Raw genomic sequence first — 13,683 nt, forward strand, 5'->3', positions numbered from 1 at the left:
GTCCTTACCTGTTCGTCCGTACTGTTCCTTCCCCGGGGGGTTAGCTGGAGTAGGCGCTGTTTTCGTGGACGTAGTCGTGGGTGAGGTCGTTGGTGAGGATGGTGGCCTCGGCCCCCCCGGCCTGCAGGTCGATTTCGACGAGGACCTCGCGCGGTTCGAGGTCCACGAGGTTCCGGTCATCGCCGATGCTGCCGTTGCGGCAGATCTGCACGCCGTTCATGGACACGTTCAGCTGGTCCGGATCGAAGGCCGCGTCGGTGGTGCCGACGGCGGACAGCACGCGGCCCCAGTTGGGGTCCTTGCCGAAGATCGCGGTCTTGAACAGGTTGGAGCGGGCGACGGCGCGGCTGACGATTTCGGCGTCCCGCTCGCTCGCGGCGTTGAACGTCCGGATCGCGATGTCGTGGCTGGCGCCCTCGGCGTCGCCGATCAGCTTGCGGGCCAGCTCGGCGCAGACCTGGGTCAGGCCGGCACCGAAGTCGGCGGCGGACGGCGCGGCGCCGGAGGCCCCGGAGGCCAGCAGCACGACGGTGTCGTTGGTGGACATGCAGCCGTCGGAGTCCGCCCGGTCGAAGGTGACGCGGGTGGCGATGCGGAGTTCGGCGTCGAGCGTGTCCGGCCGGACGTCGGCGTCCGTGGTGAGGACCACCAGCATGGTGGCCAGGCCCGGGGCCAGCATGCCGGCGCCCTTGGCCATGCCGCCGATGGTGAACTGCGTGCCGTTGGAGTCCGTGCCGGTGAAGACGGCCTGCTTGGACACCGAGTCCGTGGTCATGATCGCGGTGGCTGCCGCGGACCCGCCGTCGGCTGCCAGGTCCGCGGTGGCGGAACCGATGCCGGCCAGGATCTTGTCCATGGGCAGCTGCTCGCCGATCAGGCCGGTGGAGCAGACCACGACGTCGGTGGCGGAGACGCCGAGGGCCTCGGCGGTCTTCTCGGCCGTGGTGTGCGTGTTCTGGAAGCCCTGGGGTCCGGTGCAGGCGTTGGCGCCGCCGGAGTTGAGGATCACAGCGTCCACCCGGCCGTCCCTGAGGACCTCTCGGGACCAGTGCACGGGGGCCGCGGCGACGCGGTTGGACGTGAAGACCGCCGCCGCGGCCTTGGACGGGCCGTCGTTGACCACGAGGGCCACGTCCGGCTTGCCGGAGGCCTTGAGGCCGGCCGTCACGCCGGCGGCGCGGAATCCCTGCGGTGCGGTGATGCTCACGGTGCGACTCCCTGGAGGTTGAGGCCGGCGGATTCCGCCAGGCCGAGGGCAATGTTCATGGACTGCACGGCGCCGCCGGCGGTCCCCTTGGTGAGGTTGTCGATGGCGCAGCAGACGATCACGCGGCCGGTGTGCTCATCGAAGGCGAGCTGCATAACCGTGTGGTTCGATCCCTGGACCGACTTGGTGGAGGGCCACTGGCCCTCGGGGAGCAGGTGTACGAAGGGCTCGTCGTCGTAGGCCTCGGCCCAGGCGCGGCGGAGCTCCTCGGCAGTGACGCTGCGTCCTGGCTGCTGCCGAATCCTGGCTGTCGCCGTCGTCAGGATGCCGCGGCTCATGGGCGCCAGGGTGGGCGTGAAGGAGACCGTGACCGGTGACCCCAGCGCCTTGGAGAGTCCTTGTTCGATCTCCGGGGTGTGCCGGTGTCCCCCGCCCACGCCGTAGGGGCTCATGGAGCCCATGACCTCCGCGCCGATCAGGTTGACCTTGGCGGCCTTGCCGGCGCCCGAGGTGCCGGACGCGGAGACGATCACGACGTCCTCGCCCTCCAGCAAGTGGTTGCTGAAGCCGGGCGTGAGGGCCAGGAGGGCCGACGTCGGGTAGCAGCCGGGGACGGCGATCCGGGTGGCGCCGCGGAGGGCGTCGCGCTGGCCGGGCAGTTCCGGCAGGCCGTAGGGCCAGGTTCCGGCGTGCGCGGAACCGTAGAACTTCTCCCAGGCTTCCGGGTCCTCGAGCCGATGGTCCGCGCCGGCGTCGATCACCAGGGTCCCGGCCGGCAGCTGCGCCGCGATCTCCGCGGACGCCCCGTGCGGGAGCGCCAGGAACACGACGTCGTGGCCGGCCAGGTTATCCACCGTGGTGTCCTCGAGGATCCGGTCCGCCAGGCCATGGAGATGCGGCTGCAATTCCCCTAGTCTGGAACCGGCGTTGCTGTGGGCCGTGATGGCGCCGATGGTGACGTCGGGATGACCGGCAAGGAGCCTCAGGACCTCGCCGCCGGCATAACCGCTCGCCCCGGAAACGGCAACAGAAATAGTCATAAACACGACTATACAGCAAGAGTATGCATAGATGCCGATATTTATGCATCGATAGGTCTGTGTCCAATTGAGTGTCTGTGCCTAATTGAGCCCGCCCCGGCGGGTTCCGCCGGCAGAGGATTCGCCGCCGGATCGGCGGCCCGCAGAAACCCGGGGGCGTATGCTTGGTAAAGGGTGATCCAGACCGTGCAGCTGCGAATGTCAGCTGCAGCGTTGCCCGTAACCGTGACGAGGCCAGCGCTCCATGACCGCCACTTCCACACTTCCCACCCAAACGCCGGCGCGTCCGCAATCGCGCGTCCGGCAACCCAACGCCGTGGTCCTGAGCTATTCGGAACTCCTGAAAAGCGTCAAGGCGGCCGGTCTCCTCGAACGGCGCGTCGGTTTCTACATCACCCTTTTCGCCAGCCTCGTGCTGCTGATGGCCGCCACCTGGTTCGGCTTCGCGCTGATCGGTGACAGCTGGTTCCAGCTCCTCATCGCCGCCGCGCTGGGCATCCTGTGCACGCAGCTGAGTTTCCTGGCCCACGAGGCCGGGCACCGCCAGATCTTCGCCTCCCGCCGCGCCAACGACTGGGCCGCACGGCTTCTCGCCACCTCCGTGGCCGGTATCAGCTACTCCTGGTGGGAGCAGAAGCACGGCGCGCACCACAACCACCCGAACGTTATTTCCAAGGACCCGGACATCGCGCCCGGCCCCATCGCCTTCCACGCTGAAGCCGTGGCCGACCGGCAGGGGCGCTTCGCGTTCCTGACCCGCAAACAGGGCTGGTTCTTCTTCCCGCTGCTGTTCCTGGTGGGCCTGGGCCTGCAGATCGATTCGGTGAAATTCATCTTCCGCCGGGCCAAGGTCACGCACCGCTGGGTTGAAATCCCGATCCTCGCGGTCCGGCTCAGCCTGTTGCCGGTCCTCGCCTTCACCTTCCTGCCCCTGGGCATGGCGTTCGCCTTCATCGGCGTCCAGCTGGCCGTCTTCGGCTTCTACATGGGCGCGTCCTTCGCACCGAACCACAAGGGCATGCCGGTCCTCCCCGCGGACAGCCGTGTGGACTTCTTCAGCCGCCAGGTCCTGACCTCCCGGAACATCTCCGGCGGCCGTTTCATGGACATCCTCCTCGGCGGCCTCAACCGGCAGGCCGAGCACCACCTCTTCCCCGACATGGCACGGCCGCAGCTGGACAAGGCCGCCAAGATCGTCCGCGAGTACTGCGCCAAACACCAGGTTCCCTACACGGAAACCACGCTGCTGCAGTCGTACGCGATCATTGTCCGCTACCTCAACGACGTCGGACTCGCCGCGGGCCGTCACTTCGAGTGCCCGATGGCGACGGTCACGCGCCGCTACTAACGGACGCATCACCCCGCCGTCCTTGCCGGACCCGGCACGCCCAGGCGGCGTCACGAACAGCATCACGTGACGGCTGGTTACGAACGGCCCCTTCATGGTTACCGCCGGTGTCCCTAGGATGGACCCAAGGACCGGGACAGAGATTCCCTCCCGGAAAAGGAGCCATATGATGCACGCAATCGTCGCCCGCCAGGCCGGGGGGCCCGGGGTCCTGGAGCTCGACGAAACAGCCCGCCCCGTTCCCGGGCCCGGCCAGTTGCTGGTCAAGGTCGCCGCGGCGGGCGTGAACTTCATCGACACCTACAAGCGCGGCGGCGTCTACACGGTCAGCTATCCCTTCACGCCCGGGTCCGAGGCCTCGGGCACCGTGGAGGAAGTCGGGGACGCCGTCACCGGGTTCGCTCCCGGCGACAGGGTGGCCACGGCCGAGGGCATCAACTGCTACGCCGGCTACGCCCTCATCGATGAGGACAAAGCCCTGCCGGTTCCGGATGGCCTGGATGATTTCACCGCCGCGGCCCTGCCGCTGCAGGGCGTGACGGCCCACTACCTGATCAACTCCACCTTCAAGGTCGAGTCCGGCCACACGGTCTTGCTCCATGCCGGCGCCGGCGGTGTCGGGCTCCTCACGATCCAGCTGCTCAAGGCCAAGGGCGCCCACGTCATCACCACCGTTTCCACGGACGAGAAAGAGAAGCTGGCCCGCGAAGCCGGAGCCGACCACGTGCTGCGCTACGACGGCTTCGCGGAGCGGGTCCGGGACCTGACCAGCGGTATTGGCGCGGACGTTGTGTACGACGGCGTCGGAAAAGACACGTTCGACGCTTCCCTGGAATCGCTGCGCATCCGGGGCACGCTGGTGCTCTTCGGCGCAGCGTCCGGCCCGGTCCCGCCGTTCGACCCGCAGCGGCTCAACGCCGGCGGTTCGCTGTACCTCACCCGGCCCACCATGGCCCACTATCTTCGCGACGCCCGGGAACGCCGCTGGCGCTCCGACGAAGTCTTCGCCGCGGCCGCCAATGGCAGCCTCAAGGTCAGGATCGGCGCCCGCTACCCGCTCGCCGAGGCAGCCCGCGCCCACGAAGACCTCGAACAACGCCGCACCACCGGGAAAGTCATCCTGGTCCCCTAAAAGGCCGCACGGTCACTTAGGCCGCGCGGCAACACCATCCGTTCATCTCATGCAGGGATAATGCGCCAGTGACCGAGCAACGACTGACCCCGAGTGAAGCCCCCGACGCCGGCACGGTGCAGAGTCTTCCCGCGCCCCGTGACACCGTTTGCGAGCCCCAGCTGCCGGGCGCACTCGCCGCCCCGCCGGAGCGGACGCTCATAGATATCCTGCGCGATACCGCCGCCCGTTTCCCGGATGCTTCCGCGCTGGACGACGGTCACCGCTCGCTCAGTTACGCCCAGCTCATGGACGAAGTCCGGGCAACCGCCAGGAAGCTGCACCTGGCCGGGCTGGGTGCCGGCGACAAGGTCGGCGTGCGGATCCCCTCCGGCACCAACGAGCTGTACGTCTCGATCCTGGCGGTGCTGCTGGTCGGTGCGGCCTACGTCCCGGTGGACGCCGACGATCCGGATGAGCGGGCCAAACTGGTCTTCGGCGAGGCCCGGGTGGCCGCCATCCTTCGCGCCGGCGGCAAGATCGTCACGGACAGCAACCACCCCCGGCCGTTCCCCGACGCGAGGCCGCCAGGGCCCGACGACGACGCCTGGGTCATCTTCACTTCGGGCTCCACCGGCACACCCAAGGGTGTTGCGGTCCAGCACCGCTCGGCCGCCGCGTTCGTGGACGCCGAGGCCCGCATCTTCCTGAAGGATGATCCGGTGGGCCCGCAGGACCGGGTGCTGGCCGGCCTTTCCGTGGCATTCGATGCCTCCTGCGAGGAGATGTGGCTCGCGTGGCGTCACGGCGCCTGCCTGGTTCCGGCACCCCGGGCGCTGGTCCGGACCGGGATGGACCTGGGCCCGTGGCTGATCAGCCACGGCATCACGGTGGTCTCGACAGTCCCCACGCTCGCCGCGCTCTGGCCGGTGGAGTCGCTGGAAAGCGTCCGGCTGCTCATCTTCGGCGGAGAGGCGTGCCCGCCGGACCTTGCCGAGCGGCTCGCCGTCGAGGGACGGGAAGTGTGGAACACCTACGGGCCCACTGAGGCCACCGTGGTCGCGTGCGCGGCGCGGCTGGGCGGGGCCGGCCCCGTCCGGATCGGCCTGCCGCTTGACGGCTGGGACCTCGCCGTCGTCGACTCCGAATCGCTGCCCGTCGCCGAAGGGTCCGTGGGCGAACTGATCATCGGCGGCGTCGGGCTGGCCCGGTACCTCGACCCGGCCAAGGACGCGGAAAAGTACGCCCCCATGCCGTCCCTGGGCTGGCCGCGCGCCTACCGTTCCGGCGACCTCGTCAAATTCGAGGCGGAGGGCCTGATCTTCCAGGGCCGCGCCGATGAACAAGTCAAGCTCGGCGGCCGCCGGATCGAGCTCGGAGAGATCGACGCCGCACTGCAGTCGCTGCCGGATGTCGCCGGCGCCGCCGCCGCGGTCCAGACCACCGCGGCCGGCAACCAGATCCTGGTCGGCTACCTTGCCGCCGTGTCCGGCGTGGACATCGACCTCGCGGCGGCGCGCGAACTGCTCGGCGAGAGCCTGCCGGCGCCGCTCATCCCACTCTTGACGCTCGTCGACTCCCTGCCCACCAAGACCAGCGGCAAAGTGGACCGCCATGCCCTGCCCTGGCCGCTCAGCGGGACCGGAGCCGCCGAGGCCGAGGGTGCGCCCCTGAACCTGCCCGATGACGCGCAGTGGATCGTGGAGCAATGGAGTGCCGTGCTGGGAAGCCTAGTGACGAGCCTGGACGCCGATTTCTTCGCCTACGGCGGCGGCTCACTGGCCGCCGCGCAGCTCGTGTCCGCCCTGCGCGTGCGCTATCCGACCATCACGGTGGCCGATATCTACGCGACACCCCGGGTGGGCGCCTTGGTGGACGAGGCCCGCCAGTCGCTCCCGGAGGGCGGGGCAGTCGCCGCCCAGGAGCGTTCCGTCACGCCCACGTCGAGGAAGTCCCAGGCCTTCCAGACCCTCCTGGGCATTCCCCTGCAAGTCCTCGTCGGCATGCGCTGGCTGACCTACTTGATGGCCGCCAACAATCTCCTGGCCGCCTTCGCCGGTTTCAGCGCCGCGCCGACCCTCTCCTGGTGGTGGGTCGGTGCGTCGTGGCTGGTCTTCGTCAGCCCGGCGGGGCGGATGCTGATCTCCATCGCCGCGGCCCGCCTGCTGCTGCGCAACGTGGTGCCCGGGACGTATCCCCGGTCCGGGCGTGTGCACCTCCGGCTTTGGCTCGCCGAACAGATCCAGGATCTCGCCGGCGCCATCAGCCTGGCCAGCGCGCCCTGGGTGCCGTACTACGCGAAGGCGCTCGGCGCGAAGATCGGCGAGAACGTCCAACTGCATTCGCTGCCGCCGGTCACCGGGCTGCTGTCCCTTGGGACCGGGTCCAATATCGAGCCTGAGGTCGATCTGTCCGGCTGGTGGATCGACGGCGACCGTGTCCACATCGGCGCCATCCGGATTGGCCCAGGCGCCAGTGTCGGGGCCCGCAGCACTCTCATGCCCGGAGCCACTGTGGGCGCCGGAGCGCAGGTGGAACCGGGCTCCGCGGTGATCGGCAAGGTCAAGGCAGGCCAGCTGGTGGCAGGCTCACCGGCCGAGCGGCGCGGCAAGGCCAAGCACTCGTGGCCCGACTCCCCGCCCGAACACCGGCTGATCGGCCGGCTGTGGTTCGCCGGCTTCGCCGCGGCATCCGCCGGGCTGGCGCTCATCCCCTATATCTCCGCCGCCGCCGCGGCCTTCGTGGTCTTTGGGTTCATCCGGGGCAGCTCCTCGCTGTCCGCGGCACTGCCCGGCATTGCGCTCTCCATCCCCCTGGCCGCGCTGGCCTGGTTCGCGACCAACCTGCTGCTGATCCTGGCCACCACGAGGCTGCTGAGCGTCGGACTCGCCGAGGGCTACTACCGGGTCCGGAGCCGGATTGGCTGGCAGGTGTGGGCGACCGAGCGAGTGCTGGACCTCGCCCGGGATCTGCTGTTCCCCATCTACGCGAGCCTCTTTACCCCGGTCTGGCTGCGGCTTCTCGGCGCCAAGGTGGGCCGCAACGTGGAAGCCTCGACAGTGCTGCTGATCCCGAGTATGACCACCGTGGGCGAGGGCGCCTTCCTGGCCGATGACACCATGGTGGCCTCCTACGAACTCGATGGCGGCTGGATGCACATTGCGCCGGCCAAGATCGGAAAGCGGTCCTTCCTGGGCAACTCCGGCATGACGGCGGCCGGCCGCAACGTGCCCAAGAACTCCCTCGTCGCGGTCCTCTCGGCCACGCCGGCCAAGGCCAAATCCGGGACATCATGGCTCGGCAGCCCGCCCGTCCGGCTGCGGCGCACCGCCATCGCCTCCGACGACACGCGGACGTACCAGCCGCCCCGGAGGCTGAAGGTCGCGCGGACCCTGTGGGAGCTGTGCCGGTTCGTCCCTGTCATGCTGACGGTCGCGATCGCCGTCGGCGTGATGCTCGCGTTCGACGCCATGGCGGCCACGTTCAACTACGGCGTCGCCGCCGTCCTGGGCGGCGTGGTGGTCCTCATCGCAGGCGCCACTGCGGCAGGCAGCGCGGTTGTGGCCAAATGGCTGCTGGTGGGCCGGATCCGCAGCGGCGAGCATCCGCTGTGGAGCTCCTTCATTTGGCGCAACGAGGTAGTGGACACCTTCATTGAGATGGTCAGCGCCCCGTGGTTCGCGCGTGCCGCCACGGGGACACCGGCGCTGGTCTGGTGGCTGCGGGCACTGGGGGCGAAGATCGGCAGGGGAACCTGGTGCGAAAGCTACTGGCTGCCCGAGGCGGATCTGGTCACGCTCGGCCGGAACTCGACCGTCAACCGCGGGTGTGTCGTCCAGACCCATCTGTTCCATGACCGGGTCATGAGCATCGACACTGTTACGCTCGATGACGGAGCCACCATGGGGCCGCACGGGGTCATCCTGCCGCAGGCCAGGATCGGCAACGGCGGCACCGTGGGGCCGGCGTCCCTCGTCATGCGGGGCGAGACCGTCCCCGCCGGCACCTACTGGATGGGCAACCCGGTCAGCCCGTGGGACGGGCCGGAACCGCCCGCCGGTCCCCAGTAGGCCCGGCCCGCGAACGTCCACCAGCACCACAACCCGAAGGTCCGTCCATTGAGCACCAGTGCAGCAAGCAGCAGCGCCGCAGCCGGCGGGGAGATCAGCCGGGAAATCAGCAGGGAAATCAGCCAGGCCATCAGTCCGGCGGCGGGCGCCCCGGACCCCTACATGCCCGGCCACGGGACCAACGCCTACCGTGTCACCCGGTACGAACTGGACCTGGACTACCGGGTCAGCAGCAACCGTCTTAGCGGGCACGCCCTCCTGCACGCCGTCACCCAGCTCCCGACGTCGGCGATCGTCCTGGACCTGGCCGGGCTGCGGGCCACCAAGATCCAGCTCGACGGCCGCCGGGTGCGAAGGTTCACCCAGCGGGCCGAGCAGCTCCTCGTCTACCCCGACGTTCCGCTGCTCGCCAATGAGGCCTTCACCCTGGACATCCGCTACGAGGGCTACCCTGCGCCGCGCCGCGGCCTGTGGGGCGAGGTCGGCTGGGAAGAGCTCTCCGATGGCGTGCTGGTCGCCGGCCAGCCCAACGGCGCCGCCTCCTGGTTTCCGTGCAACGACCATCCGCGGGACAAGGCGAGCTACCGGATCACGGTGACCACCGACGCGAACTACCGTGCGGTGTGCAACGGGGTGCTCCTCTCGCGCACCAGCAGGGCCAGCCGCGAGACCTGGGTGTACGAGCAGGCCGAACCCATGGCCACCTACCTCGCCACGGTCCAGATCGGACGCTACGAGGTCCTGACGCTCAATGCCGAGCGGCCCTCCGGGCACGTGCCGCAGTACGTGGCCGTTCCGGCGTCGCTGGCGGCGGGCGCCCGGGCCGCCCTGGCCCGCCAACCCGACATGATGCGGACCTTCACCAACTGTTTTGGGCCCTACCCGTTTCCGGAGTACACCGTGGTGGTGACCGGGGACGTGCTGGAGATTCCACTGGAGGCGCAGACGCTGTCCATCCTGGGCCCGAATCATTTGCGGCAGGACTGGGAGTCGCAGAGGATGATCGCCCACGAACTCGCCCACCAGTGGTTCGGGAACTCGCTCACGACCGCGACGTGGAAGAACATCTGGCTGCATGAGGGATTCGCCTGCTACGCGGAATGGCTCTGGTCCGAAGAGGCCGGCATCATGTCGGTGGCGGGCCGGGCCCGGGCTGCGTGGCGCAAACTGGCCGCTTCCCCGCAGGACCTGATGGTGGGTGACCCCGGGCCGGAGCTGATGTTTGACGACCGGGTCTACAAGCGCGGAGCCCTGGCCCTGCACGCCCTGCGGGTGCGCTGCGGTGACCTCGCCTTCTTCGCCCTGCTGCACGACTGGACGGACCGGTTCCGCCACGGCACCGTGACCACGGCAGACTTCATCGTCGCCGCCGGCCACACGACGGGGCTCGACGCCGAGGCCCTGCTGCACCCCTGGCTGTTCGAGGACGCCCTCCCGCCGCTCCCGCACGCGGCCCCGCCGACGCTCTGACGGCCACGCAATTGCCGCAGGGCCCCTAAACAGAAAAACCCTGGCCGAAAAACCCTGGCCGGAAAGCCGGATCCGGCGGGCCTGGGCCGAGTCCGGAACCTTCCGCTACGGAAGGACCACGACGGCGACGGCGGCCACGAGCTCCCCGGGCAGGCCAGACTCTGCCTGCGGGAGGTCCCGCAGCCCGGCATGGCCGTCCACGCGTGGGCCCAAGACATCGAGGGTGTCCGGTGCCGTCTGCAGCCCCGTGCCCAGCATTTTGAGCCACGCCTCCTTGCGGGCCCACAGCCTGGCGCGGCCCCGCAGCAGCGAGGTGCCGTGCAGCCCGGCGAGGTGCCGTTGTTCCGCCCCGGTCAGCACCACGTCGTCGAACCCGTCGAAGTCCGCCCGGGCCGGATCTTCGGCGTCGATGCCCAGGCGCTGGCCCCGCTCCGGATCCACGACGCCCGCCAGCAGCGTCCAGCCCGATGCGCGGGACAGGCTCAGCAGCAGCGGCGCGGCGTGGCCCCGGCGCAGGTAGCCCGGCCGGCCGTGGGAGATCTGCTCGCCGGTGCCGCACCGCGGGCAGCTGTACCAGGCAGTGAGGTCCGACGCCGGCACGCCCAGCAGCTCGGCGGCGAACCGCCGCTGGGCGAGCCGCCCGGCCAGGAAGTCTTCCCGGGTCCGTGCGGACATGGCCCGCGCCCGGTCGAGCTCGGCGCCGTCCAGAAGGGACCGAGCGTCGCGTTCCAGCTCCGACGCGGCCGCCGCGGGCCTGGTCAGGCTGGTGACGTCCACGGCTCCCGGGTCGCCGGGGAGTCCGGGGATGCGAAAGGGCGGGCAGGCACGCACAACCAGGTGTGATGCCATGACCCGCCCCTTTCAGCTCGTCAGCGCCGTCATTCGCGCGGTTCTCAGCGCTGCACCGCTCCGAAGCGGTCGTGCGCCACCGCGACCGCGGATTCGCGGGCCGTGGATGCCTCGTCCGCCGTCAGGGTGCGGTCGTCGGCGCGGAACCGCAGGCTGAACGCCAGCGACTTCTTGCCTTCCTCGATGCCCTTGCCCGCGTAGACGTCGAACAGTGCCACGTCTTCGAGCAGTTCGCCGGCACCTTCACGCAGCGCCGTGAGCACTTCTTCCGCCGGAACCTCCTGCGGCACCACGAGGGCCACGTCCTGGGTGGCCAGCGGGTACGTCGAGATGTGCCGGGCCACGATCACGTCGGCGGCGGCCTCGAAGAGGGCGTCGGCGTTCAGTTCCAGCGCCACGGAGCGGGCCGGCATGTCGTGGGCCGCCAGCAGTTTCGGGTGCAGCTCGCCGGCGTAGCCCACCACGTCGCCGGTGCGTAGCGCAATCTGCGCGGCCCGGCCCGGGTGGAAGGCCTGGTGCCGGCCCTGGGTGACCTGGAGGTCGACGCCCAGCACGTCACCGACGATCCGGGCAATGTCCACCGCGTCCGCCCAGTCCCAGGCCCGCGGGGTGTGGCCCGGGGCAGCCGGAGAGTCGTGCCCCGTAAAGACGGCGGCGAGGTGCAGCGGCTGGTCCGGGACGCCGTCGTACAGGCCATCCAGGACCTCGTCGCCAGGCTTCACGCCGAGCGGCGGGATCGAGGCGGTGCCAAGCTGCTCGCCGGGCAGGAACACGAGCCCGGCCTCGAAGAGGGCGAGGTCGCGGAAGCCGCGGGAGTGATTGCGCTTGGCCACCTCGATCAGGCCCGGCAGGACCGAGGTCCGCAGGAAACCGTGTTCCTCGCTGATCGGGTTGGCCAGCTTCAGGGCCTTGCGCTCCGCGCCTTCGGCCGGGACGCCAAAGGTGTCATTGGCGGCCTTGGAAACGAACGGGTAGCTCAATACCTCGGTGAGTCCGGCGTCGGCGAGGGCCTGGATCAGGCGGCGGCGCTGCTGCTGGACACGGGTCAGGCCACGGCCCGGCGGAGCCACGGGAAGGGTCGCCGGGATCTGGTCGTAGCCGACCAGGCGCGCGATTTCCTCGGTGAGGTCGTCCTTGGTTTCGAGGTCGCTGCGCCAGCTCGGCGCGGTCACGGTGTGGCCGTTGCCGTTGTCCTCGACGACGGCGCCGAGGTCTTCCAGCGAGGTCACGATGTGTTCCTCGGTGAAGTCGATCCCGATCCGTGCTGCGGCGTAGCCCGCCGGCAGCTCGATCGTGACGGCGTCAGGCGCGGTCCCGACGTCGGTCCCCGCCTCATCCGCGGTGCCTCCGGCGAACTCGACCAGCAAATCAACCACACGCTGGGCGGCAACGTCGGCTACCTGCCAGTCCACTCCGCGTTCGAAGCGCTTGGACGCCTCGGAGGGCAGCTTGTGGCGGCGGCGCGAGCGTGCGATCGAGACTTCGTCGAAGTGGGCGGCCTCGACCAGGACGTTCGTGGTGGAGTCCGACACTTCGGTGTGGGCACCGCCCATGACGCCGGCGATCCCGATGGGCCCGGATGCGTCCGTGATCAGCAGATCCTCGGCGTCGAGCGTGCGCTCCTTGTCATCGAGGGTGGTGATCTTCTCCCCTGCCGTGGCGCGCCGGACCACAATGTCGCCGGCCAGCCTGTCCAGGTCGTAGCAGTGGTTCGGCTGCCCGAGCTCCAGCATGACGTAGTTGGAGATGTCCACCGGCAGGGAGATGGAGCGGATGCCGGCGAGCCGGAGTCGGGAGGTCATCCAGGGCGGGGTCGGCCGGGTGGCGTCCACGCCGCGAACGGTGCGGGCCACAAAACGGTCGCAGCCGGGCTTGCCATAGATGGGGGCGTCGTCGTTGAGCTTGACGCCGTAGCCGCCGGACAGCGCCGCCGGGGCCTGGACCTTGGACGCCGGGTCGGTGAACACGGTGCCGGTGGCGTGCGCGTATTCACGGGCCACGCCGCGGATGGAGAAGGCGTATCCGCGGTCCGGCGTCACATTGATCTCGGCCGCCTGGTCGTAGAGGCCCAGCAGCTCCATGGCGTCGGTGCCGATTTCCGGATCCAGCCCGATCCGGGACAGCACCAGGATGCCGTCGTGGTCCTCGCCGATGCCCAGTTCGCGTACCGAGGCGATCATGCCGGCGGACAGGTGGCCGTAGGTCTTCCGCGCGGAAATGTGGAAGTCGCCCGGCAGCACCGCGCCCGGAAGGGTCACCACCACCTTGTCGCCCTCGACGAAGTTGTGGGCACCGCAGATGATGCCCTGCACGCCGGAGGGGTCGATGCCGTCGCCAGTGAGGGTCTGCGGCTGGCCCTCGGGGACAACCCGGACCTGGCACCAGTTGATGGTCTTGCCGTTGGTCTGGGGCTCCTTGACGATGCTGAGGACCTGGCCCACCACGATCGGCCCCCGGAGGGTGTCCGTGGGGCGGTGGACTGCTTCTTCTTCAAAGCCGACCTTGACGAGCTCGGCCATGACGTCTTCGGCCGATGCTCCGGCCGGTACCTGCGCGAATTCACGCAGCCAGGAAAGTGGGATACGCAC

At 69.6% G+C, this 13,683-nt stretch carries 8 protein-coding genes; 4 read left to right on the forward strand and 4 right to left on the reverse strand.

Annotation, left to right across the window (positions count from 1 at the left end; genetic code table 11):
- Positions 1 to 40 precede the first annotated feature (40 nt).
- Positions 41 to 1,207 (reverse strand): bifunctional glutamate N-acetyltransferase/amino-acid acetyltransferase ArgJ, encoded by a 1,167-nt coding sequence (gene argJ / locus AC1DDO_RS11765; RefSeq protein ID WP_476869293.1) that lies wholly within the window; start codon positions 1,205 to 1,207, stop codon positions 41 to 43.
- On the reverse strand, positions 1,204 to 2,247 hold the full coding sequence (gene argC / locus AC1DDO_RS11770; protein WP_476869294.1) for an N-acetyl-gamma-glutamyl-phosphate reductase: 1,044 nt from the start codon (positions 2,245 to 2,247) through the stop codon (positions 1,204 to 1,206). The genes argJ and argC overlap by 4 nt, the downstream gene beginning before the upstream one ends.
- 244 nt (positions 2,248 to 2,491) lie before the next feature.
- Between argC and AC1DDO_RS11775 the strand changes: the two genes are divergently transcribed.
- From AC1DDO_RS11775 to AC1DDO_RS11790, 4 genes are all read left to right on the forward strand, one after another.
- Positions 2,492 to 3,595 (forward strand): fatty acid desaturase family protein, encoded by a 1,104-nt coding sequence (locus AC1DDO_RS11775; RefSeq protein WP_441409480.1) that lies wholly within the window; start codon positions 2,492 to 2,494, stop codon positions 3,593 to 3,595.
- A gap of 166 nt (positions 3,596 to 3,761) precedes the next feature.
- Complete coding sequence (locus AC1DDO_RS11780; RefSeq protein ID WP_476869295.1) at positions 3,762 to 4,727, forward strand: quinone oxidoreductase family protein; 966 nt, start codon at positions 3,762 to 3,764, stop codon at positions 4,725 to 4,727.
- A gap of 116 nt (positions 4,728 to 4,843) precedes the next feature.
- Positions 4,844 to 8,776, forward strand: coding sequence for a Pls/PosA family non-ribosomal peptide synthetase (locus tag AC1DDO_RS11785; RefSeq protein ID WP_476869330.1), 3,933 nt, complete (start codon positions 4,844 to 4,846; stop codon positions 8,774 to 8,776).
- A gap of 48 nt (positions 8,777 to 8,824) precedes the next feature.
- On the forward strand, positions 8,825 to 10,246 hold the full coding sequence (locus AC1DDO_RS11790) for a M1 family metallopeptidase (protein ID WP_476971856.1): 1,422 nt from the start codon (positions 8,825 to 8,827) through the stop codon (positions 10,244 to 10,246).
- A gap of 105 nt (positions 10,247 to 10,351) precedes the next feature.
- Here the strand turns inward: AC1DDO_RS11790 and AC1DDO_RS11795 are convergent, their stop codons facing one another.
- On the reverse strand, positions 10,352 to 11,095 hold the full coding sequence (locus AC1DDO_RS11795) for a 4'-phosphopantetheinyl transferase family protein (protein ID WP_476971857.1): 744 nt from the start codon (positions 11,093 to 11,095) through the stop codon (positions 10,352 to 10,354).
- Between the two features lie 44 nt (positions 11,096 to 11,139).
- A complete protein-coding gene (pheT, locus tag AC1DDO_RS11800) occupies positions 11,140 to 13,683 on the reverse strand; it encodes a phenylalanine--tRNA ligase subunit beta (protein ID WP_476971858.1) in 2,544 nt (847 codons plus the stop codon).

It is taken from the genome of Arthrobacter sp. 10N43, from assembly GCF_056394525.1.

Coding starts and splice junctions, on each gene's coding strand:
- argC (WP_476869294.1), bottom strand. CDS start 2,247: ATGACTATTTCTGTTGCCGTTTCCGGGGCGAGCGGTTATGCCGGCGGC.
- AC1DDO_RS11780 (WP_476869295.1), top strand. CDS start 3,762: ATGATGCACGCAATCGTCGCCCGCCAGGCCGGGGGGCCCGGGGTCCTG.
- AC1DDO_RS11795 (WP_476971857.1), bottom strand. CDS start 11,095: ATGGCATCACACCTGGTTGTGCGTGCCTGCCCGCCCTTTCGCATCCCC.
- AC1DDO_RS11775 (WP_441409480.1), top strand. CDS start 2,492: ATGACCGCCACTTCCACACTTCCCACCCAAACGCCGGCGCGTCCGCAA.